The organism is Vibrio sp. 1CM24A, from assembly GCF_023161725.1.
GTDB lineage: Bacteria > Pseudomonadota > Gammaproteobacteria > Enterobacterales > Vibrionaceae > Vibrio > Vibrio coralliirubri.
In genome coordinates this window covers 234,823-255,578 of record NZ_JALNTS010000004.1, presented here as the reverse complement: position 1 = coordinate 255,578, position 20,756 = coordinate 234,823, and the positions used below count along the sequence as shown (strand labels likewise).

Genomic DNA, 20,756 nt, shown 5'->3' with positions numbered 1-20,756 from the left:
AGTTCATTACATAAGTGTGCACGATCGCGTATGTTTGTGGTGTCATGCTGGATATAGCCAAAGCAAAGAAAGTTACTCTAGGTGGGTAGATAACGAATAGAGACGCCTTACAAGCGTTAGAAAATTTCTTGCGTGGTAAAGCGACCTTAGTCATCTTAGTCAGCCTTTGTGGTCAAGATTGGGCCGTTGTTGGCTTTAGTCACTTTGAAATAGTGGTTCTGGCAATAAGGGCAGAAAGCCATTGAATCCCAATCAAAAGAACCTTTGTTTAGAACGTCTTTGAGTTGCTTCTTGCAACTAGGGCAATTGAATGTCGTTAGACGCTCTGCAGGGAACTTGGATAAGTATCGCTCGTAGGTCTCTATCGCATTTTTCATTGTCATACCTTGTTAGATGGTCTTAATTTGTGTGTATGTGATCTTAAAAACAGTCATATGGTTTTGAAAATGAAAGAAAAAATGCCCCAAGGAGGAGGGGCTGTAGAAAGAAAAATTTGGGATTCTACTAAATGTATGGAAATTGGATGGGCTTTGACGCCATCCATGGCGTCTAATTCAAATTACCACTCGTATGCTGCACCAGCGTACAACGTTGCAGATTCTGAACCTGTATCGTATGCGCCACCTAGCTTAGTCGTAAATTGCTCATTCCAGCGACGGCCTACACCTACAGCGATAGCTTGAGCGTCGCCGTGGTAGCCAAGGCCAACCGTAGCGTTTGTTTTGCCTACGCCGTATGGGTCAACTAAACCAGCGAACGCACCAGCTGTAGCCGCTACGCCATCAAGCTCTTTAGCCTGACGCTCGAAGTCTGAACGAAGATCTTTGATATCTTGTTCGTTCTTGTTCGTTTTAGCTTGCAGGTCTTGAATAGAGTGTGTGTTTGATCTTATCGCGTTGCCTTGGCTCTTGATTGTGCGGCCTTGGTTATAAAGATCCGCCGTGTTGTCGCTAGTCTGCTTACCAATTTTAGAAATTGACGGTTGCGGCTCAACTTGCTGGATTTGGGGTGTTTTAACTGGTACTTGACCCGGTTGAGCGTTTGGTATTGCCTGTTGAGTCGGTGTTTCTTGCTTGATTTGTTGAGGTGTTTTAACTGGTACTTGACCCGGTTGAGCGTTTGGTATTGCCTGTAGAGTCGGTGTTTCTTGCTTGATTTGTTGGGGTGTTTTAACTGGTACTTGACCCGGTTGAGCGTTTGGTACTGGTGTTGGCACTTTCTGATTCGTCAAAACCGCAGTAGTCGGCATTACATTAGTATCTGGAATGGCATGAACATTTTGTGAAGTATCTAAAGGTGTGAATTTAGCTGGTGTGTAAGTATCGGTCCACGTATTACTAGTAGTAGCGCGTAACGTTACATTTTGCGCTGGTGCACCAGCTAGTGATTGCTCAGCACCATCAGCTGTAATGGAATTGTAGTGGCGGAATGGGTTATCTGCATGGACCGCGTTATCAGGTTGGCGATGATTTTGAGCATCAAGGTGCGATGCTTCTGCAGGACGATCTAAGTGTGTTGCTTCTTGGATACGTGGTGGAGTCTGTTGCGGCACTGTTGGGATCGCGTTTGGTGTAGCTTGTGGAATATTGTGCATCACTGGTGTTTTTTGACCAGTTGCGTATTGGTCCACTGGAATAGCTACAGGTACTTGCTGCGGTAATTTCGGGTGAATATAAGGTACTGCTGTAGGTACTTCTTGTTTAACCGGGATCGCAGTCGGGATCGCATTTGGAATAGCTTGCGGTGTCGTCTGCAGGACTGGCGTTTGCTGTGGCATCTTAGGGAAGATGTAAGGCGTCGCCGTTGGAACTTCTTGTTTAACCGGGATCGCGTTTGGATACGCATGCGGCGTCGTCTGCAGAACAGGGGTTTGCTGCGGCATCTTCGGGTAGATGTAAGGCGTTGCCGTTGGAATTTCTTGCTTAACCGGGATCGCGTTTGGAATTGCATTTGGAATCGCTTGCGGCGTCGTCTGCATTACAGGGATTGCATTTGGAATCGCATATGGTGTTGCAGTCGGAACAGCTTGCTTAACCGGGATTGCATTTGGATACGCATACGGCGTTGCAGTTGGAATGCTTTGCTTAACCGGGATTTGCTGTATAGCTGTCGGGTATGCCATAGGCGTAGCTTGAGGATGCATAACCGGTGTTCTTTGACCAGTTGCGTAGTGATCAACTGGTACGCGTACCGGAGTCAATTGCGGGAATGCGTCAGGGGTTGCTTGCGGTGCTGTCTGTGCCATTGCTGGCACAGAAAACGCAGCTGCTAACGAAACCGCCAAAATTGATTTTTTCATTTCTTGATCCTTAATTCACTATCGATAGTTTTTTGTGGTACTTGCTGGTTAACGTTGCGCGAACAAGAGAACGAATTAACTTCTTGTCTCTTTTCCAGCGTGTCTCTGCTTCGTCTGATTCATTGGCGATATCAGCGACCTTGAGTTCATACTGTTTCAATTGGTTCGATAACGATTCACCTTTAGAATCGATGTGACCTTATTGTTTACGAATGTAAACTAAATTTATTCGAGTGTTACATATTTTGCAATGAAAAATACTCAACTTGCTTGGAATGAAAGATTTCATTGTTGATCAAGGATATTTGTCGACGAAGTGGTTAGGGGCGTGATAAGTACTCGCCTCTGCCATGAGACGTGCTGAAGATGTGTTAGGTTTCGCTTTAGTCCGAAGAGACAGTCGTACCTTATTGTTAACAGAGGAGGGGAGGTTGATTGCTGAGTTCGTTAGACAGTAGGAATTGTAGGGAGAAGTGTTATTGAGACTGCTAGACTTATTCAAAAAGATGTCGCTGGGCAGGTGAAAGTGGCTTCTTTTGGCGCATCCGCTTCCACACATGTTTTACCCAACCTAATTCATGCGATTAGCCAACACTTACCTCAAATTAAAATTGAAATAATCGAGTTCACTGACGAGGGAGCATTATTAGCATTGCGAGAGGGGCGCGTAGATTTTGCAATCGCGGTTGATAAAGAGTATTTGGATCTAGAGAGCATCCCAATTTTAACTGACCGTATGGTGGCTTTAGTTCATGAAGATTACCCTTATATCCCAGTTGCCAGTTTTGTCGGCTTTGGATATCGAAGACCGAGATTTTATATGAGTAAAGGGGGCAGCGAGGCGCTCATTAGAGAATGGTTTAAGCTATCAAAATCTCGCCTTAGAGAAAAACACACCATCGTTCAATTGACCTCGATACTTGCTTTGATTAGAGCGGGCTTAGGTGTTTCTATTGTTGCAGAGCTTGCTGTTCCAGAATCTTATCCCAGCGTAAATGAGTACCCTCGTAATATTTGTGTAGCGAAAAGAAGCGGTTGTTTTTCTTCGAACGCAGCCAGGTTAACTTGGGATTTTTTGAGTAAAAATAGGTCACTTAATTACCTAAGCAAGCGAGGTCATTAAGTGCGAACAGACGTTTAGCTGTCATCGCCTCATTTAATTCGCAGGCAACACCACTGCCGACGCTTCTTCGTCCGAATCTTCTTTGTCTTCTACTTGGTCAGCAACCCAATCAATTGTCTTTGTTAGATAAAGCTTGTTGGTTTCGGTGTCACACCAACTCTTGGATAATCCTCTTCGATTGAATTCACTGCCAATTGCTGCGAGTGTCTGGTTGCTTGAGCGCCCGTAATACAAGGTGTCGCACAGTTGCAGGTTCGACATGGATTGTGGGTATGTGTTAACCGACGAGGAGTTCATGCTCAGTGCTTTGGATTGATTGTGCGTACAGCCTGTAAGGCTCAGGAAAAAGAAAAGGATTAGCGTATTTTTCATGGTGTATCAGGTCTATTGCCGATGATTTGAAGACAGTATTGGCGTGTATGATTAAATTATTGTCAATTTTTTGCCAACTAGTTATAGACCAAGACTTTCCTCCCAGTTAGAAAGCGTGATTAAGCCAACGACAAAAACGGTATTAACAAACAAAAGCGCAATTTTGTACAAAAGCTTAAAGAGACTATAGAGTAGATTGATAAGTCGCTCGATAATCAACAGGCTTGGGAATTGTTATGGAGAACAAGAAACACTCTAAAGAAAAGGCCGAATATAAGATAACCGAAGAGCTCGGTGGCCTTGAAATTCTTAATGCTGAATACGAAAAGCAGAACTTCTCGCGCCACAGCCACGAGGGCTATACGCTGGGAGTCATCGAGCAGGGCGCTCAGCGTTTCTATCGAACGGGCGGACATCATATTGCGCCACAAAATGCGATTATTCTGGTCAATGCCGACGAAGTTCATAGCGGTCACTCTGCCACTGAAGGCGGTTGGGCGTATCGAGCCATGTATCCACTCCCAGAGCAACTTGCCAAGATCACTCAAGAGCTAAACCTACCCAATTACGGCGCACCTTACTTCCCAAGAGCGGTTGTTGAAGATCCTGAACTCGCCAATCAATTGAGGTTGGTCTTCAACACGATTGATGAATCCGACAATCGCTTGTTAAGAGAGACCTTGATGTATGGGATGTTGGTTAAGCTGATTAGCCGACATGGAAAATCGCCGCTTAACCCTCAACTCGATGGGAAAACTCAGCGTCAGCTCGTTCTGGTTAAAGAGTTCTTAGATGACTTTCCACAAGCCGACGTTTCCCTAGATGAACTATCTAAGTTAGCGGCATTGAGCCCGTTTCACTTAGTGCGTTCTTTCCAAAAAGAATTTGGTCTTCCGCCACATGCGTATCAAATCCAATCTCGGTTAAGGCTTTCTCGTAAGTTATTGAAGCAAGGGCATACCATTTCTGATACCGCGCAAGAGTGTGGCTTTCACGACCAAAGCCATTTTCATCGACACTTCAAAAAAGCCAATGGCTACACGCCGGGGCAATACATCAAAATGCTCTAAATCGGACACCTTAATTCGTTCGCGAAATCGAGCAAGTTTGTACAATCGAACCGACTCAACTCTTCTTACATTGAATAGCGAATGTGAAGAGACAAAAGAATGATATGGATAGTAAAAAAATGGATAGACGAACACAGTTATGGAAAGGCGTTTTAGCGGGAATGCCCTTGAGCATTGCGGTAATCCCTTGGGGAATTCTTGCGGGCTCATATGCGATAGATGCTGGATTGAATCAACTTCAAGCGCAAGCGATGTCGGCTATTTTGTTTGCTGGCTCAGCGCAACTTGTCGCCGCAGGTATGTTCAAAGCGGGTATTGGTTTAGGCACTATGTTGTTGACCACACTGTTCATCACCTCAAGGCATTTTCTGTATAGTGTATCGATGCGTGACAAAATCAGCCATCTTCCTGCGCGTTGGCGTCTATTACTCGGATTTTGGCTCACCGATGAGCTGTTCGCGATTTGTAGTGGGCAGTCTCAGAAAGAATTTAATCGCTGGTATGCTGCGGGCGTAGGCGGCGGTTTTTATCTCGTTTGGAATATTGCGAGCTTTGTTGGCATTGTCGCGGGAAGCCAAATTCCTTCACTCAATGAAATTGGTCTCGATTTCGCGGTCGCAGCAACCTTTATCGCCTTGGTGTTCCCATTGATCCGAACTCTACCCGTTGTAGTGTGTGTGGTGGTTTCATTGGTCACTTCGGTTGCCATGTCGGTTAACAATATTGAGGGCGGGCTAATGATTGCAGCGATTGCCGGAATGTTAGCGGGCTTTATCAGCGAATCGTTCCAAGAGCGAAACAACGGTAACAAGACAATTGTGGAGGGGAAATAGAGATGATTTGGTTAACGATATTACTCATGACTGCGATTGTTTTCTTTAGTCGGTATTTGTTTCTTGAGCCTGCAATCCCGCTTCGACTCAATCAAACCGCAAGGCGCCTATTGCGCTATTCAAGCCCAGCGGTGCTGACTGCTATTTGGGGGCCGATTGTATTTGCTCCTGAACAAACATTTTGGCCAAGCCTTGAAAACCCATACTTGATAGGCGCGGTGGTCACAGGTCTGTTGATTTGGAAAACAGGCAATGTGCTGCTAACGATCGGCGTCAGCATGGCGGTGTTTTTGTTCTATAACCTTGTCGCGGTTGATTTCCTTTTTTCTTGAGCTTCAACTTCAATGTCAACTTAGGCTTTGTGTTTCTCCTATTATTTAAGGGCTGTATAAATATGATTACTTGTTATGTTCGATATGTGATTGATCCTAAAAAGGTAAATGAGTTTGAGGCATACGCAAAAATGTGGATTCCTCTGGTCGCTAAATTCGGGGGCCAACACAATGGTTATTTTTTACCGTCGGAAGGGGCGAACAATATTGCCTTGGCGCTGTTTACCTTTGAAAGTTTGGCTGCCTATGAAGAGTATCGGATTAAATCGTTGAACGATGCTGAGTGTATTAAAGCGTTTGAATTTGCAGACGAAGTTGATTGCATCGTGAGTTATGAACGCAGCTTTTTTAGACCTGTTTTAGAGTGATAGACCTTGCAACGTATAGCGTGGTGGCATCTAATGTACTGATTCACTGTTTGTGTGTTTAGGTTTTGGTAAGGAGTTAGTTTGGCTAAGAAATATTATGTGGTTTGGAAAGGTCGCACACCGGGTATTTTTACCACTTGGAACGAGTGTAAATCCCAAGTCGATGGTTTCGCTGGTGCGAGATATAAATCGTTTCCAACACTAGACGAGGCTGAGTCTGCTTTTGGTGGTAAAACGTCGTCTGCGTCAGGTTCTACTGCGACAAAGCCAAGCTCTGCGGGTAAGGCGACGAAAGCTAAGGTGCCGCCTCTTTCGGAGCAGCAAATCACAGATATGCCTTATGATATCAAGATCTTTACCGATGGTGCGTGTGAACCAAACCCTGGTGAAGCGGGGACGGGTTTAGCGGTATACCAAAACAACCAATTAACCGAATTGTGGTATGGCTTGTATCAACCTGTTGGAACCAATAATACCGCTGAGTTACATGGCCTTAAACAGGCGTTTTTGCTCGCAAAAGAGAAGCTAAAAGCGGGTCTCTCTGTAGCGATTTATTGTGACTCTAAGTACTCAATTGATTGTATTACTAAGTGGGCAACGGGTTGGGAGAAAAAGGGCTGGACTAAGTCGGGCGGCGAGATCAAAAACCTCGATATTATTAAGCCGGCGTATGCGCTCTACCAAGAGCTGGCTTCAAAAATTACCATCTACCATGTGAACGGACACGTTGGTATTGAAGGTAACGAATTGGCCGATAGAATGTCGATTGTGGCTATTTCATCGAAAGAGCAACAACTCGCTCAATATCGTGACATCGACGATATTGAGTCTATTTTGGCACTGCGAGCAGGCTAGTTAGGCTTCTTAATGAAAAGCTACTGAAAGCATAAGTCGCGATCATTGGGCAGTGCTAAGTTGAGCGTTACATTTCAAATTGATGTAGCGCTCTTTTGTTTTTGTGGTGCTCCGTTTTCTTATGGTGCTTAGTCGTTCTTGTGAGGCGTAGTGGTCCTTGTGATGCTTACTGCCTGAGTTAATCCTTATTGAGCTGGGTTCTCTATCCAACGAGATAATTGCTGAGCTTGTTTGATCGAATTAAAACTGTCTTTCACTCTCTCACGTGCCTTTAAACCCATTGATGCTTTATCGTTGCTGCTTAGCTGCGCGAAACGCTCAATCGCTTCTCTTAATTCTTCCACGTTTTTTTCGCTGACCACAAAACCTGTCTCTGGTGAGACGATCTCTTTGCATCCCATGATGTTGGTGGTAATAACTGGCGTTCCTACGGCCATCGCTTCTTTTAAAACCAGTGGTCCTGTATCCACACACCCGGTTTCGGAAAAACAGAAGGGCGCGATTAGGCTGTCATAATTCGATAGTTTCTCTTTCACCCATTCATGAGGCTTAGCGCCAAGAAAGGTCACGTTTCGAGTGAGCCCTTGCTCTTTGACCTGCAATTTTAACTGTTGCTCTAAATCGCCAGTACCGATGATATCGAGATGAATGTCGAGAGGTTCGGCAATCGGCGCCAATGCATCAATAAGATGGTGGATACCTTTTTGCTCCACTAATCGGCCAAGGAAAATAAAGCGAAGTTGCTTCGTTTCGGTTTTTGGGTTGAGTTGGAATTGTTTGGTATTAACTCCGCAGTGCAAGAGTTTAATGTTTCCTTTCGCCATGGTGTTGAAGTCAGCAAGCATGTCTTTACACACGGCAACCACAAAATCACTCGATGAAATCTTATGTTCAATGTCATAAGCGAACTCATAAACATCATGACCGTGAGCAACGAACGAACAGGTGATATTCAGCAGCTTTGCCGCGACGATGGCGTGAGCTGTGGTGTGCTGACAGAAATGCGCATGAACGTGTTCGACGTCGTTTTCCGCGAGTTGTAGCGCTAATTTAAAACCATAAGCGAACAGCGACTTTTTGGGCATACTGGTTTGCTTAGAAATAAATGAGACAGCCTTGATGAACCCTATCCAGTTAATGCTGGCGACTTTACCCATCTGAACATTTTTACCTATTTCGACAATGTCGTAGTCGAACTGTTTTTCGCTGTTTTCAGTTTTGAACGTCAATACACAAACATCGTGCCCACAAGCTTTCACAGAGTCGACTTCTGTTTGAATGAAGGTCTCACTGAGTACAGGGTAGGTTGGTGCCACAAATGCTACTTTCTTCATTCCTTACTCCTCAAATCCATATGACTAAAGCTATCAAGCCAAGGTAATAACCAATAAAGCAAGATACGAACCAAGATCGAATCGTAGCTTTAGAGGGCTTTCTGATTGCTTTTCGAAGGTTACCCCTTAAGAGGTGGCTCGTTTTCTCAAATTGATAATCAAATTGGAGTTGCAGTTTTTTTGAACATCTGTGTTTGGTCGCATTTTGAGAATGGACGCGTAGGTGGCTGATCTAGAGGTGATTTCATAGCAATGCACTCTCGGCATAGAACATGCAACGTCAGCCATATAACGTATAAATCTGAGGGCGTCATTATGGCTAAAGTAAGTGTTGTTATTCCTACCTACAATTGTTTGGATTACCTGCCGAAAGCGATTGGCAGTGTACTAAAGCAGACTCATCAAGATGTTGAGCTGATTGTCATTGACGATAACAGCAACGATGGAACGTCGACGTATCTTGCTTCTATAGACGATGAACGCATTATTACGTTGTCCACATTGGGTGTTGGTGCGCCTCAAGCGAGAAACCTAGGGATTGAAAAGGCGACAGGTGAATACATCGCTTTTTTAGACGCAGACGATTTCTGGTTTCCTGAAAAAATTGAGCGCCAACTCGAATTTCATCAACGTTACCCAGAACTTGCGATGAGCTTTACTAATTACGAACACTTGACGGAAGATTACCAAGTGATAGTCGACTGCTTTAGTTACTGGTCGCAGTTTCAAGACCAAGACGAGCTGTTCATCAATATCGAGAACCCGTTGGAGTTCATCATTGAAAACAATGTGATTGGAACATCAACGGTCATGGTGAAAGCGGATGTATTTTCTCAAACAGACAGTTTCAATGCTGACATTAAGTATGGGGAAGATTGGGAGCTGTGGCTTCGAATTAGTGAAAACCATCAGATTGGTGTGTTGAACTCGGTGCAGGTTGGGTACTTGATGAGAGCGAGTTCAGTAACCCAAACTGAAAATCTTAAATTGAGAAATTTGCAATCTATAGAGACCATTCTTCAACATTATCAAAATGACAGTCAACGATGGAATCTACCCACTTCCAGTTTCAAAATTGCAAAGGCAAGAATACTAGAAGGTTACGCCGACTATTACAGAGGCTTACAACAGAACCGACGAGCCATCTCTTATAGCATCCGCTCGTTAGCGTTGGCTCCTCAAAAAAGAACCTTACGACATCTTCTTGGGGACTGTAAAAGTTTCCTAATGCCTGCATTGTAAGGAATAGGTGACTTCTATGGGTTCATTAAAACAGTCGGCCTATTACGCCATCGGCATCGTGATGATGAAAGGGATCTCGCTCGTGATGATCCCCTATATCACCCATAAGATGACGTTGGCTGAATACGGTTCTTTAGAAGCCATCGTCTTGTTGGCTGACATCGGGACGATCCTATTTAGCTTTGGGATTGTTGAGGCAATGTACCGGTATGTGGGCGTCGCTGAGGGTGATAAAAAGAGAAAGCTTGTCTCGAACTGTTTCACGTTGAGTGTCTTGGTCTGTGTTTTAGGCGGTGCTTTAATTGCTCTTAGTATGCCGTTGTTGTTATTGATGCTGCCCGTCGAGTTTCAGCCCTATCAAATATTACTTCTTCTGATACCGACCATGTTAGATGGTGCGATTTCTATCCCGTTAACATTGATGCGAATGAATGCGATGGCTAAGCGCTTTTGCATGCTCAATGTAATGAAGGCGAGTGTGCAAGCTGCTATGACGTTTGCATTGCTTGAAGCGGGTTATGGCATTGATGGTGTACTAATATCTGCCGCTGTTTCGAGTGTGTTATTGATGCTGTGTTTATTGAGTTATCAATGGCAGGAGATGGGCTCATTTGGCAGCCTCAAATACTCCGCTAAGATCCTAAAATTTGGATTGCCCACGTTAGTCGGTGGTGCTTCTATTTACATGATTACAGGCCTAGACCGTTGGGTGATGGCAAGCTTTGTTGGTGTTGAAGAACTGGCGATTTATGCGGTCAGTGGCAAGTTTGCGTTGCTGCTTGGCTTGTTACTGCAGCCTTATGCTCTGTGGTGGTTTCCAAATCGGGTGGCCATGCTGCAACAATCTGGCGGTAAAAAAGTCTGTGCGGACAGAGCGCTAGTCGGTGTTAATCTGGCCATTGTATTGGGGTGTTTGATGATCCTTACTGTACCTGGTTTTATTACTTTGATTTTGCCAAGCAGTTATCAATATGCAGGAACGATTGTCGTGGCACTCTTGGCGATTGGTGTGATTAAGAACGCAGGGGATTACCTTAACCTTGGCTGTTTCAGCGGTCACTCAAGCCAATCGCAAATGTGGATACAAGGCGGATGTGCGATTGTCGCTGTGATTGGTTATTTTGTTGTGACACCTTTCTATGGAGTGTGGGGCGTTGTGGTGGTGCTTTGTGGCACTTATGCTGTGAGACTGTCACTGCTCTATATCGTGAGCCAAAAAAAGGAGTACTTGCCTTACGACCATCGTAAATGGATGGCAGCGCTGAGTATCGCCATACTTGCCATCATTAGTGATCGAGTTCTTGGCTTGGTGCTGGTTGATGTTCATGATTTTGTTTTAGGCAGTTTTGTGGCGATAGTGACGTTAGTGGCCTTCATTCGATACTCTGTTATCCCAGTTCCACAGGCGCTGCTTGATAAGTTTACGTTAGGCAAACATTCACATGTGAGTTGAATTCATGCCACCCAAGCTCTGGGCTTTCTAATCGGCATTCTTAAAGATAATAATTCCTGATAATAAAACACTGTTCATAATGCCCCTGATTAGATAGTATTTATAAATTCAGTGAATATTAACGATGGAAAGATATATGAATAAGTGGATGCTGCTCCTTTCTCTGTTTTCAGCTGCCTCATACAGCGCCTCTGAGTTTTCAAGTGAGGGTATTACTGCTCCCGACTTCAATTCACCGGATTTTAAGCCACCTGAAGTTTCCCAACAGGAACAACACAATATCGTTTGTGAAAGTGTCGTTTGTAATTCAATCTCGCGATCGCAGCCAGTTCCTGAATTGGGCGAAGTACCGGATAGAGAGCCGAATAAAACATTAGAAACGATAGCGAGTGCGATTTTCATCGCGGGCGAAATCGGTATTGCAGAGAATTTGATTGAACCAGACGAAGAGCATTATATTGTCGAGTAATGATTAATTAAAATGGCGGCATGTGAAGCGGTAAATACAGAGCTTTCTGCATTCGTTCATTGATTAAATATTTACGAAGTTTTTAACAAGGACGAAAAATGGAAATCTGGAAGTTAATGCTATTCATCCCCGCTTGTTTTGCGCTTAACATGACTCCGGGCCCAAACAATTTGTTATCAATGAACAACGCCCGCTGTTACGGATTTCAGGCCGCCTTTGTCGCAGGCCTAGGAAGAATCCTCGCTTTTTCTGGCATGATTGCTTTGGCTGCATCTGGCTTAGCGGTTGTGCTTTATACTTCTGAAACGCTGTTTTTCCTGATCAAACTATTTGGCGCGATGTATCTGTTGTGGATCGCGTTCAACCTATGGCGCTCACACGCCAGTCCGGTCGTGGATATCGAACGAAATAAGAATTGGTTTGGTCTGCTTAAACAAGAATTTGCACTCGCTGCTGGCAATCCAAAAGCGATACTTATTTTTACTGCATTCCTTCCTCAATTTGTCGATGTTTCAGCGAACGTAAATACTCAATTCTTTGTTTTAGGAAGCACGTTTCTTGTATTAGAAATGCTCGCGATTTCTATCTATGCGGCGTTTGGTTTATATCTACGAAGTTGGTTTTCAAAACCTCAAATGGCCAAGCGCTTTAATAAAGCATGTTCTGTGTTTCTTGCCTTATCTGGTGCGAATTTGTTGGTAAGTCGTCAGTAGTTCTTATTTTGCTTTTTAGTTTATAGTTAATCTTTTTAAGGTCGATGTATGAATGTTGTTTGTGCGGAAAAACAAGAGCTCGCTAATATTTACCAATTGGAACATGCTTTATTTGGCGATCACGCCTATCCGTTGTTTTTCTTTCGTCAGGCATTGGATTGCTGGGGGAAGGGCTTGTTGGTGGCGAAACAGGATTCGCAGGTTGCGGGCTACGTGTTAATGACGCCAACCGACAAACAACAAGAGTATTGGGTTTTGTCACTGGCTGTTGATACTGCTTACCGAGGTATGGGGATTGGCCGTTCATTGATGCAGCAGGCGATAGGAACCTTGCCCCAAGATTCCAAGCTGTTGCTTACTGTTGATCCAAATAACAACTCGGCTTGTGAGCTGTATTTGTCGATGGGGTTCGTGACCATCAAGGAAGAGAGCAATTATTTCGCTGACGATGAGCCTCGTCTGGTCATGCAGCTCATCGTCTAGTTTCCGTTTCATTGCGTCTATATAGGTGCAGGCATCACGCGCTTAGGTCAACATCACGATACCGTGCATTAACACCACGCTCGAGGTTAATCGGGTTCGCATATCAAAATAGCCATCAGGGCCTTCACTTTGGTTCTCTTCTCTCATTGACCTTTCTGCTCGCCAAACCGCAATGTAGCCTAAGATCAGAATCAGAGTGGTGAGGAACTCTCGTTGCTCACCGAGTAGCACCGCTAACCAGGCTGCCAACACAATAACATTGCTTAGAATCAGAGCCTTGTTGCTAGATTGGCTTTCGAAGTTCTCTATCCCATTGCCCCACAAGATGCCCGACAAAAAGCTCAAGATAACCACGCTGTAGGTAATGAAGAGTGTTTCTCCGCTCAAGCTAAAGACTTGGCTGTCGGTGAGTGATAACAGTAGACCGAACAAAAATGGGATTAAACCCATATAACCGAGCTTGGCCATGGTGTTTCGTGTTTGAGTTGTCTCCAAGTAATCTGACCTCATAACTGCTGCTCTATTGCATTTTTGAGGGTACTACTGGTTGGCGATGTCGAACTCGGGAAGGTTGCTATCACTTTGCCTTCTTTGCTGACCAAGAACTTGTAGAAATTCCATTTTGGTTTGATACCGGCTTGTTGTTGGATTTCGGCAAAGACTGGATTTGCGTTTGGCCCTGAGAGTGAAGCGCGCGCCATCATCGGAAAAGTCACACCATAATCTAGGTAGCAGATTTTAGCGGATTGCTCCTCACTTCCTCTGTCTTGGCGAAAATCATTACTTGGGAAACCAACAACCGTGAACCCTTCATCTTTATACGTTTGGTGAAGCTGTTCAAGTTGCTCGAACTGTGGCGTGAAACCGCATTGGCTTGCCGTATTCACGACCAATAAGGTCTTGCCTTGAAACTCTTCACACAGCTCAATTTCTTCGTTTGAATTTAACAGCCTTTGTTTGCCGTTGAGTATATCAGGGCAGCCTGCTGAAAAAGCGAATGAACTTGTTAGGCTCGCGATTAAGGCGGTGGAGCACAGCAGTGAATGTTTCATAAGTCTGACTCATTTTAGTTGGCGTAACTGTTATTACTGTTCAGCGACTTAAAATGATCACTTTAAAGACCAGAATCGCTCCAGTATCAGCTGTCGCTTGAGTGTCAATTGTTGCTTAGCAAATAGGGCTCCACCAAGCGTCTGATGTTTACCTTGGCTCCAAGACGGGATGCCAGCAGGTACATGCCTCCGATCTTTCGGTGCAGGAACAGCGCATCGGCTGGTGGCGTGTGCCAATACTCTTGCTCCATGCTGAGTATGGTTCCTGCTTCACGAAGCCTTTGTGCTAAACCACTGGCTTTGAAGTCGTAATCTTCATCGACAAGCATGGGTTCACACGCCATTGTCACTAAGTTGAGAATCGCTTGGCGCTGGTCTGGGAGGATGGTCTCGCTAAAAAATCCAATTTGCTCTAGGGCTTTGTTTAACCCCTGCTCATCATGATTGACTACAGATGTGAAAGCTATGCGATAACCATCACTGAAGCGGTCGCTGTATTCACGGGTGGCACCGAAATCTAATAAGCCAATCTGTCTTGTTTGTTCCACATACAAGTAATTGGCGAAGTTGGGGTCGGTCTGCACCATCTTAAAATCGAACAATTCCCTGAACATGAGTTCGAGCAAGCTGTGCATCACAAAATCTCGAGTACTTTGATCATAACCTTCAATTTGCTCTATCGAGATGCCCTCAATGAAGTCCATGGCGAGCACCGATTCTGATGAGATTTGCGTATGAATCTTAGGTACGACGAAGTGAGAGTGCTCTTTTAGTGCATTGTGATAACGAGTCGCATAGTCAGCCTCGCGAGCATAGTCGGCTTCATCATGTAGTTGTTTTTTTGCCTCTTCTAGCAAGCCTTTGTAATCGACTGACTTTGGTATCAACCCTACGATATTGAGCAATGTACCAACGTTATCCACATCACTGTCGATGCTTTTTCGAATGCCAGGGTATTGGACTTTGACGGCGAGTTTGTCTCCCGCATCGCTATAGGCTTGGTGAACCTGGCCTATAGATGCGCTGGCAATAGGTTTAAAGTTGAAGGAAAGGAATTCGGCTTTCCAATGGCTCCCGAGCGCGCTTTCTAACACTTGGTTGAGCTGCTTTGTTGGCAGAGGATCTGCGTCTGAGCGCAGGCGAGAAAGAATGTCGGCTAATTCAGGTTCTAAGACATCGCCTGCATCCATTGATAGCATCTGCCCCAGTTTCATTGCTGCACCGCGCAGGTGTGCAAGTTGATCGGTTAGACGAGCAATGTTTTGTGGCGTTAGCAGTAAGTCTTTTGCTTTAGGCCTGTTGCCTTGTGCTATTTGCTTGGTACCTTCCGTTAGCACATTACCCGCGACCCTTGTTGCCAGCGAGGCAAACTTACTGAATCTAGAAATTCGATGAGTGGGAAGGTTTCTCTCTTTTGCCGACATAAAGGTTCTCACTTAGTTATCAAGATTGATACCAATCGTAGTAAATAACTGTTCACCCTAGCTTGTTAAAAATCTCGATAACGTCGTTAGATTTTTTGATTGTAGAATAACTACTTATCGAAACTTCTTGTCGAAAAGAGCCGCCTTGTTCTCCAGCTTTTTTCCTGCGCTATTTTTGACCACTTACTTACTGTGATTGGTATGACTACAAAGTTCTATAAATCATTACCCAACCGAATGTTTTGTTGTGGTAACGTGTCTCGCGAAACAGTAAACAGAATTTAAAGGACAAAACATGAAGTTTATTTGGTTAAAAGTCGCGGTTACCGTTTTAGTTTTTGCTGCGCTGTTTGGTGTGGTGTATTACAAAGTCGCAAGTGGTATGTCTTAACCAAGCACTATTTTGTACAGCTGTTACCATCGCAGCGCGACTTTCCGGTTAACCAGAACGAGACTTTATATCGGTTCTTGGCAAATCGTAAATAACACCAATCTGCCACTGGCTTGAATATCGCCCAACGTAAAGGGGCGTATAGCCAACCTTTTCCTACTAAGCGCCACGCTTGGTAGGTCACGTCTAAACCTAGCAGCAGTTTTCCCTTCTCATCCAGTGCATGCAAAATGGTGTTGGCTGCGTCGGCATCAATCTGTGGGTAGTCTGAAAAGGCTTCACTGTAGATATCGATGGTTTGAATCTTATTCTCGGTATCATGCTTGGCAAGTGCCGCCATCTCTTTTGCGCACAATGGACACGTCCCATCGTAGAATATCGTAAGTTGTGTCATCGTCTGTTCACCTATCATTTCACGATCTGAACCTCCCGTTACCCGTCAATTCAACCGCTTGTTATTCAATAATCTAGCAATGGCTACGTGATTGTACCTTTTAAAGATCACTCTCCTCGTATCAAAGCTCTAAAGATGTCTGACTTAGACACTTTGTTCATCCTTCCAAGTCCTTGATTGTTTGGTCAAATCTCTGGTCTATGGACAAATGATAACAAAGCGTCCAATAAAGGTGTTCCGTCAATATATAAACATCAATCAAATCAATTAGTTGAACTTGGCTTGGAATATGCTCTATCGAACCTACGAATTGCTAAAGGATTTTCTCCAATTTGGGCAAGGCAGAAAACCCTAAAAGCATAAGTATGAACAAATGGAGAGAGAACATGAAGGTTATAAATTATTTACTTAGTGTGCTTTTGTTGTTTAGTAGCCCCCAGTTGGCGTGGGCTACTGTTGATGTGATGGAACTTGATGGTAATGCGACCAGTGATAATAGTGGTATTGATTGGGACGATGTAAATGATCCCAACAGCATGGTTGGGATTGCAGAATTTTTCCAAAAAGACCGTAATGGTATCGACCAAATCTTTTGGAAGGGTGGATCAAAAGATGATTCCGACATTACGGATTGGGCGTTCCGTACGGCGTCACCACAACCAAAAGATGACTTTACCAATGCGTATGCCGCTGCCTTTGAAAGCGAAGGCGATTTGCTAATTTACTTTGGTGCAGACCGATATGCGAACAATGGTGATATGTACATTGGCTTCTGGTTCCTACAAGACCAAGTAGGGTTACCGGATGGACAAACCAAAGGCGACTTTGTTGGGCAACATGTCAATGGAGACATCCTTGTGCTGATTTCATTCCCACAAGCGAGTGGCGGTAATCCGTATATAGAAGTGTTGCAGTGGGATTTGAATAATGGCGATGTCACCGACAACATGACGAGAATCTTCCAAACTGATGGTGACCCTAAGTCGAATGATTTCGTTGGTGCAAGATGTGGCAGTGGCGCTGTTGGTGTCGATAAGATATGTGCGATTGCAAATGATGACTCTATCGGGGCAATACCGCTACCTAATGTACAAGGTTGGGACTACCTCGCGAAAACGGGTGAAACAACCTCTATTCCGACAGAGAGCTTTGTTGAAGGACGTCTGAATTTATCTGCGTTGTTGAACGATGAGTTTGGTATCAGCGACATTCCTTGTTTCAGTAGCTTCTTAGTTGAATCACGAGCTTCTCGTTCGATTGATGCATCTTTGGCTGACTTCGTTGTCGGTTCATTCAGTTTATGCAGCATCAGCATAGCGGCGACTTGTAACACAACCAGCTTTACGGTTGATGGCATGTTTAACATCGATTACACCGTGATGGTAACCAATACTGGTCCAGGTTCGTTAGGCACCAATGGGGATTACGAAGTGGCCTTTTTATCGGAGTCACCAATCTTAGGCGCGCTTCCAGTGGTTGGTAATGGTGATGAAGTGTGGAGTGTCGGTGAGTCATTCTCATTCATGGGTAATTACTTGTCTGTAAATAATGGTGCTGTCGGTGTCATAGATGGTTCGGTGGATCTTGATGGGCTTATCGTGAATGCTCAAGCGCCAGTGGCCTACAATTGTCCACCAATAGACTTGAGCCCGATGGTTGAGATTTCTAAGGTGTGTAATAGCTTCTTAGAGGTTGATGGCGGTCAAGTTGTGCTTAAGAAAACCTATGATGTTGAAATATGTAATACCGGTGATATCCCATTGGCCATTGAATCGCTGGTGGATTCTAAGGATGACTCTTTGAGCCGTTCTGATTTACCTACTGAAGTAGTCAACAGCAGTTATTACCTCGACTTTGCTTTACCTTGTGATGATCTTGAGGATGTGACCACATGTGGTGCTGGCAATATGTGTAGTGCATTAAGTGCCGACCCTGAGCTGTTTGCTTGTAAAACGGGTGAAGGAGAGTGGATACCGAACTTTGGTGATGCGATTGGTCAAGTGTGTACACAAGTAAGTAAAACTTATGTACCAAATGTGTTACCAACCGGAACTGCAGGGATGTTATCTAATCAAGTGACAGCAACGTTTGACTCGCTGTTCTTGCAAGAAGCATTTATGGAAACATCCAACATTGCAACCTGTGATGTTTGTCCATTTACTGTTCCTGAGCCATAAGTACTTTCATTAATTGAGTACGACTAAACTCTAAAGCAGCCTAGTTCGTTAGGCTGCTTTATTAGTTATTTAGTTATTTAGTTATTTAGTTATTTAGTTATTTAGTTATTTAGTTATTTAGTTATTTAGTTATTTAGTTAGCTAGTTAGGCGACTTAAATTGCTATCTGATGTTTTTTGATCAGCTTGTACAAGGTTGTCCGAGAAATAGACAATGCTTTAGCAGATTGGGAAATATTGTAGTGGTGTTGCTGAATCACTCGACGAACATTTTTTGAAGAAAGTCGAGTGTCACTCTCAGTATCGGGCGAAGCGTCTTTTAATTGAATTCCCATATGACGAGTAGAGAGGGCGCTTGAGTTAGAAAGAACAATCGCTCTTTTTATGCAGTTAAATAATTCTCTGACATTGCCCGGCCAATGGTACTGTTTCATTTGCTCAAGGGTGTCACTAGGCAGTTTGGTTTTGGATGCGTAATTGTGCTTCAGTTCAAATCGAACCAAATCTTCAATGTCTTCTTTGTGATAATTGAGTGGTACTAGGTCTAATGGAAGTACATTGATGCGATGAAAGAGATCCTTTCGAAATTTACCCGCAGCAACGGCTTGTTCGATATTGACGTTGGTGGCGAAAATTACACGGCAATCTACGGGCAATTGGTTATTACTGCCGAGTCGTTCTATCGAACTATTTTCAAGAAAGTGGAGCAGGTAAGTTTGTAGTGAGAGCTCAAGGTCGCCGATCTCATCCAAAAATAGTGTGCCACCATTCGCTTTTTCCACGTGTCCGACGTAGCGTTTGTTTGCACCCGTGAACGAGCCTTTTTCAAAGCCAAATAACTCTGAGTGAATCAGGGATTGTGGAATTGCGCCACAATTTACAGCGATGAAAGGTTTTTGACTGCGGGCTGAGGCCTCATGTATTAAACGCGCACATAGGCTTTTTCCTGTTCCGGTTTCCCCTTGAATCAGCACTGGGAAATCGTTGTTAGCGATCTTGGCTATCTTCTTTTTAAGTTGTTGGATGGTTCTGGATTGCCCTACCAATTGACATTCATGGCACGAGGCAGGCTTAGGTTTAGTTTGCTTGGTATCTACCATGCCATACGCATGCCCTAAATTTCGACAAAGCCATTCTGTATCAATAGGTAGGTGGTAATAATCCCAAAAGGTTTGCTTAATGAGCGATAAGTTGCGGCTTGGTGGTTGGTTGCAGATAGCGATTGCTTTTAAACTTGGAGCGTGAACCTTTAACGCTGATATTTGCTCACACTGTTTGTCGATTGAGGATGATGTTAGACAAGAAACGACAATTGGTGCGTAGCTTTCGCTGCGTCTATCAAGTAAGTGAATGGCTTGTTCGGTCGTTTCTGCAACTTGAGCTTCCCAGTTATGGAGACGCAGCTCTCCTACCCACTGACTATGGTGCAGGCATGCGGTGTTGCATAACAGAATCACAGAACGAGTTATTGGCTCAGGTGATACTCTTTTTGATGGCATTGTGCTCACTCTTCATGTTTCGACTCCATGATGAAACCTTAGTAAGCCCCCTAAATATCCATAAGCTTAGAAGCAAAATTCAATTAATTCGAGCACACAAATCTGATGGCGTTTGGCTGACAAGTGTCATTATCTCAAGCGGGAAAGCTAATCTGGTGCTTTACTTACTGATATTTATGCTTATTAATTAAAGGTATTCACGAATATCGTGTCTTTACTGTTTTGTTTATGGATGACCACACAGTAAACTCCGCGCTAATCACTAACGATAAAGAGCTGATATTGATGATAATTAACGTAGCAAAAAAGTTCATTTTAGCAGCTTCTGCACTGATGCTAGGCGGTTGTGTGAGCTACAGCGTTACTGAACAAGAAATGACGAACTACCTGCAAGATTCGGTGATGTTAGAACAAGAAGTTGGTGTGCAAAACGTTATGTATGCGCAAGTGGCGGTTGATGACTTAGCGGTGCAAATTGGTCGAGCTGATGCCGAGCGTGTGTCTGTTTTGGCGAATACCAATGCAAAGGTTCAAGTGTTTAACATGCCAAACATGGGGCTAGATCTGGATATCGAATTCAGCGCGATTCCCGAATACGACAAAGAGAGTGGTGAGGTCTACTTAAAATCTCTGCGTCTTGAGCGCTTTGAGGAGAAGGGAAAGCAGCTTTCTCCTGAAATAGAGAAGTTACTTAAGCCTGCCGTTTCTATGATTGGTTTTGCGTTGTCTCAGTCACCGGTTTACAAATTGGATAGCAATAAGGTTCAAGAGTCATTGATCAAGTCATCGGAACCTAATCTAGTGATTAAAGACAACAAGCTGGTCATCGAGTTATTTGATTAACCCTTCCCGTTTAGCTTGGAATCAGATTTAA

General features: G+C 44.1%; 22 protein-coding genes. 13 read left to right on the top strand and 9 right to left on the bottom strand.

The genetic code is table 11. The features are described from left to right. Nucleotides 1-155 precede the first annotated feature (155 nt). Together MSG38_RS11050 and MSG38_RS11045 are read right to left on the bottom strand one after the other, a co-directional pair. Nucleotides 156-377, bottom strand: a complete 222-nt coding sequence (locus MSG38_RS11050) for a hypothetical protein (RefSeq protein WP_122082024.1) — start codon at nucleotides 375-377, stop codon at nucleotides 156-158. A 182-nt stretch (nucleotides 378-559) separates the two neighbouring features. Next, entirely contained in the window at nucleotides 560-2,299 is a 1,740-nt protein-coding gene (locus MSG38_RS11045; RefSeq protein WP_248401863.1) for a YadA-like family protein, read from the bottom strand. A gap of 526 nt (nucleotides 2,300-2,825) precedes the next feature. Between MSG38_RS11045 and MSG38_RS11040 the strand changes: the two genes are divergently transcribed. Next, nucleotides 2,826-3,422 carry a LysR family transcriptional regulator substrate-binding protein gene (locus MSG38_RS11040; RefSeq protein WP_162926810.1) on the top strand — a complete coding sequence of 199 codons (597 nt, stop codon included), beginning with the start codon at nucleotides 2,826-2,828 and terminating at the stop codon, nucleotides 3,420-3,422. Between the two features lie 33 nt (nucleotides 3,423-3,455). Here MSG38_RS11040 and MSG38_RS11035 read toward each other — a convergent pair whose 3' ends face one another. Then, complete coding sequence (locus tag MSG38_RS11035; RefSeq protein WP_050650325.1) at nucleotides 3,456-3,794, bottom strand: hypothetical protein; 339 nt, start codon at nucleotides 3,792-3,794, stop codon at nucleotides 3,456-3,458. Nucleotides 3,795-4,030: 236 nt separating this feature from the next. Between MSG38_RS11035 and MSG38_RS11030 the strand changes: the two genes are divergently transcribed. From MSG38_RS11030 to MSG38_RS11010, 5 genes are all read left to right on the top strand, one after another. After that, nucleotides 4,031-4,864, top strand: coding sequence for an AraC family transcriptional regulator (locus tag MSG38_RS11030; RefSeq protein ID WP_017071183.1), 834 nt, complete (start codon nucleotides 4,031-4,033; stop codon nucleotides 4,862-4,864). Nucleotides 4,865-4,968: 104 nt separating this feature from the next. Continuing rightward, on the top strand, nucleotides 4,969-5,697 hold the full coding sequence (locus MSG38_RS11025) for an AzlC family ABC transporter permease (RefSeq protein ID WP_248401862.1): 729 nt from the start codon (nucleotides 4,969-4,971) through the stop codon (nucleotides 5,695-5,697). Nucleotides 5,698-5,699: 2 nt separating this feature from the next. Then, nucleotides 5,700-6,029, top strand: a complete 330-nt coding sequence (locus MSG38_RS11020) for an AzlD domain-containing protein (RefSeq protein ID WP_102434275.1) — start codon at nucleotides 5,700-5,702, stop codon at nucleotides 6,027-6,029. A 62-nt stretch (nucleotides 6,030-6,091) separates the two neighbouring features. Further along, nucleotides 6,092-6,397, top strand: coding sequence for an NIPSNAP family protein (locus tag MSG38_RS11015; RefSeq protein ID WP_017070270.1), 306 nt, complete (start codon nucleotides 6,092-6,094; stop codon nucleotides 6,395-6,397). An 81-nt stretch (nucleotides 6,398-6,478) separates the two neighbouring features. Then, a complete protein-coding gene (locus MSG38_RS11010) occupies nucleotides 6,479-7,252 on the top strand; it encodes a ribonuclease H family protein (RefSeq protein WP_248401861.1) in 774 nt (257 codons plus the stop codon). 185 nt (nucleotides 7,253-7,437) lie between these two features. Here the strand turns inward: MSG38_RS11010 and MSG38_RS11005 are convergent, their stop codons facing one another. Then, nucleotides 7,438-8,586 (bottom strand): glycosyltransferase family 4 protein, encoded by a 1,149-nt coding sequence (locus tag MSG38_RS11005; protein WP_248401860.1) that lies wholly within the window; start codon nucleotides 8,584-8,586, stop codon nucleotides 7,438-7,440. Between the two features lie 315 nt (nucleotides 8,587-8,901). Here MSG38_RS11005 and MSG38_RS11000 point away from each other — a divergent pair, with 315 nt between their 5' ends. From MSG38_RS11000 to MSG38_RS10980, 5 genes are all read left to right on the top strand, one after another. Further along, on the top strand, nucleotides 8,902-9,828 hold the full coding sequence (locus MSG38_RS11000; protein WP_248401859.1) for a glycosyltransferase: 927 nt from the start codon (nucleotides 8,902-8,904) through the stop codon (nucleotides 9,826-9,828). Nucleotides 9,829-9,844: 16 nt separating this feature from the next. After that, entirely contained in the window at nucleotides 9,845-11,281 is a 1,437-nt protein-coding gene (locus tag MSG38_RS10995) for a lipopolysaccharide biosynthesis protein (protein ID WP_248401858.1), read from the top strand. A 136-nt stretch (nucleotides 11,282-11,417) separates the two neighbouring features. After that, nucleotides 11,418-11,750 carry a hypothetical protein gene (locus MSG38_RS10990; RefSeq protein ID WP_017062216.1) on the top strand — a complete coding sequence of 111 codons (333 nt, stop codon included), beginning with the start codon at nucleotides 11,418-11,420 and terminating at the stop codon, nucleotides 11,748-11,750. Between the two features lie 98 nt (nucleotides 11,751-11,848). Beyond that, a complete protein-coding gene (locus tag MSG38_RS10985; RefSeq protein ID WP_248401857.1) occupies nucleotides 11,849-12,463 on the top strand; it encodes a LysE family translocator in 615 nt (204 codons plus the stop codon). 48 nt (nucleotides 12,464-12,511) lie between these two features. Further along, complete coding sequence (locus MSG38_RS10980; protein WP_248401856.1) at nucleotides 12,512-12,946, top strand: N-acetyltransferase; 435 nt, start codon at nucleotides 12,512-12,514, stop codon at nucleotides 12,944-12,946. A gap of 42 nt (nucleotides 12,947-12,988) precedes the next feature. Here MSG38_RS10980 and MSG38_RS10975 read toward each other — a convergent pair whose 3' ends face one another. From MSG38_RS10975 to MSG38_RS10960, 4 genes are all read right to left on the bottom strand, one after another. Then, complete coding sequence (locus MSG38_RS10975) at nucleotides 12,989-13,456, bottom strand: DUF3429 domain-containing protein (protein WP_248401855.1); 468 nt, start codon at nucleotides 13,454-13,456, stop codon at nucleotides 12,989-12,991. Further along, complete coding sequence (locus tag MSG38_RS10970) at nucleotides 13,453-13,998, bottom strand: glutathione peroxidase (RefSeq protein WP_248401854.1); 546 nt, start codon at nucleotides 13,996-13,998, stop codon at nucleotides 13,453-13,455. Before MSG38_RS10970 ends, MSG38_RS10975 begins: the two co-directional genes overlap by 4 nt. A gap of 104 nt (nucleotides 13,999-14,102) precedes the next feature. Further along, entirely contained in the window at nucleotides 14,103-15,422 is a 1,320-nt protein-coding gene (locus MSG38_RS10965) for an AarF/ABC1/UbiB kinase family protein (protein WP_248401853.1), read from the bottom strand. Between the two features lie 398 nt (nucleotides 15,423-15,820). Then, complete coding sequence (locus MSG38_RS10960) at nucleotides 15,821-16,207, bottom strand: DUF393 domain-containing protein (RefSeq protein WP_248401852.1); 387 nt, start codon at nucleotides 16,205-16,207, stop codon at nucleotides 15,821-15,823. Between the two features lie 386 nt (nucleotides 16,208-16,593). Here MSG38_RS10960 and MSG38_RS10955 point away from each other — a divergent pair, with 386 nt between their 5' ends. Continuing rightward, nucleotides 16,594-18,384, top strand: coding sequence for a hypothetical protein (locus MSG38_RS10955; protein WP_248401851.1), 1,791 nt, complete (start codon nucleotides 16,594-16,596; stop codon nucleotides 18,382-18,384). A 154-nt stretch (nucleotides 18,385-18,538) separates the two neighbouring features. On the opposite strand, the gene MSG38_RS10950 is transcribed toward MSG38_RS10955, so the two are convergent. Beyond that, entirely contained in the window at nucleotides 18,539-19,882 is a 1,344-nt protein-coding gene (locus MSG38_RS10950) for a sigma-54 dependent transcriptional regulator (RefSeq protein WP_248401850.1), read from the bottom strand. 285 nt (nucleotides 19,883-20,167) lie between these two features. Here MSG38_RS10950 and MSG38_RS10945 point away from each other — a divergent pair, with 285 nt between their 5' ends. Continuing rightward, entirely contained in the window at nucleotides 20,168-20,725 is a 558-nt protein-coding gene (locus tag MSG38_RS10945; protein ID WP_086775067.1) for a DUF1439 domain-containing protein, read from the top strand. The last annotated feature ends 31 nt before the right edge of the window (nucleotides 20,726-20,756 follow it).

Coding starts and splice junctions, on each gene's coding strand:
- MSG38_RS11050 (WP_122082024.1), bottom strand. CDS start 377: ATGAAAAATGCGATAGAGACCTACGAGCGATACTTATCCAAGTTCCCT.
- MSG38_RS11045 (WP_248401863.1), bottom strand. CDS start 2,299: ATGAAAAAATCAATTTTGGCGGTTTCGTTAGCAGCTGCGTTTTCTGTG.
- MSG38_RS11035 (WP_050650325.1), bottom strand. CDS start 3,794: ATGAAAAATACGCTAATCCTTTTCTTTTTCCTGAGCCTTACAGGCTGT.
- MSG38_RS11030 (WP_017071183.1), top strand. CDS start 4,031: ATGGAGAACAAGAAACACTCTAAAGAAAAGGCCGAATATAAGATAACC.
- MSG38_RS11025 (WP_248401862.1), top strand. CDS start 4,969: ATGGATAGTAAAAAAATGGATAGACGAACACAGTTATGGAAAGGCGTT.
- MSG38_RS11020 (WP_102434275.1), top strand. CDS start 5,700: ATGATTTGGTTAACGATATTACTCATGACTGCGATTGTTTTCTTTAGT.
- MSG38_RS11015 (WP_017070270.1), top strand. CDS start 6,092: ATGATTACTTGTTATGTTCGATATGTGATTGATCCTAAAAAGGTAAAT.
- MSG38_RS11005 (WP_248401860.1), bottom strand. CDS start 8,586: ATGAAGAAAGTAGCATTTGTGGCACCAACCTACCCTGTACTCAGTGAG.
- MSG38_RS11000 (WP_248401859.1), top strand. CDS start 8,902: ATGGCTAAAGTAAGTGTTGTTATTCCTACCTACAATTGTTTGGATTAC.
- MSG38_RS10995 (WP_248401858.1), top strand. CDS start 9,845: ATGGGTTCATTAAAACAGTCGGCCTATTACGCCATCGGCATCGTGATG.
- MSG38_RS10990 (WP_017062216.1), top strand. CDS start 11,418: ATGAATAAGTGGATGCTGCTCCTTTCTCTGTTTTCAGCTGCCTCATAC.
- MSG38_RS10985 (WP_248401857.1), top strand. CDS start 11,849: ATGGAAATCTGGAAGTTAATGCTATTCATCCCCGCTTGTTTTGCGCTT.
- MSG38_RS10980 (WP_248401856.1), top strand. CDS start 12,512: ATGAATGTTGTTTGTGCGGAAAAACAAGAGCTCGCTAATATTTACCAA.
- MSG38_RS10975 (WP_248401855.1), bottom strand. CDS start 13,456: ATGAGGTCAGATTACTTGGAGACAACTCAAACACGAAACACCATGGCC.
- MSG38_RS10970 (WP_248401854.1), bottom strand. CDS start 13,998: ATGAAACATTCACTGCTGTGCTCCACCGCCTTAATCGCGAGCCTAACA.
- MSG38_RS10965 (WP_248401853.1), bottom strand. CDS start 15,422: ATGTCGGCAAAAGAGAGAAACCTTCCCACTCATCGAATTTCTAGATTC.
- MSG38_RS10960 (WP_248401852.1), bottom strand. CDS start 16,207: ATGACACAACTTACGATATTCTACGATGGGACGTGTCCATTGTGCGCA.
- MSG38_RS10955 (WP_248401851.1), top strand. CDS start 16,594: ATGAAGGTTATAAATTATTTACTTAGTGTGCTTTTGTTGTTTAGTAGC.
- MSG38_RS10950 (WP_248401850.1), bottom strand. CDS start 19,882: ATGCCATCAAAAAGAGTATCACCTGAGCCAATAACTCGTTCTGTGATT.
- MSG38_RS10945 (WP_086775067.1), top strand. CDS start 20,168: ATGATAATTAACGTAGCAAAAAAGTTCATTTTAGCAGCTTCTGCACTG.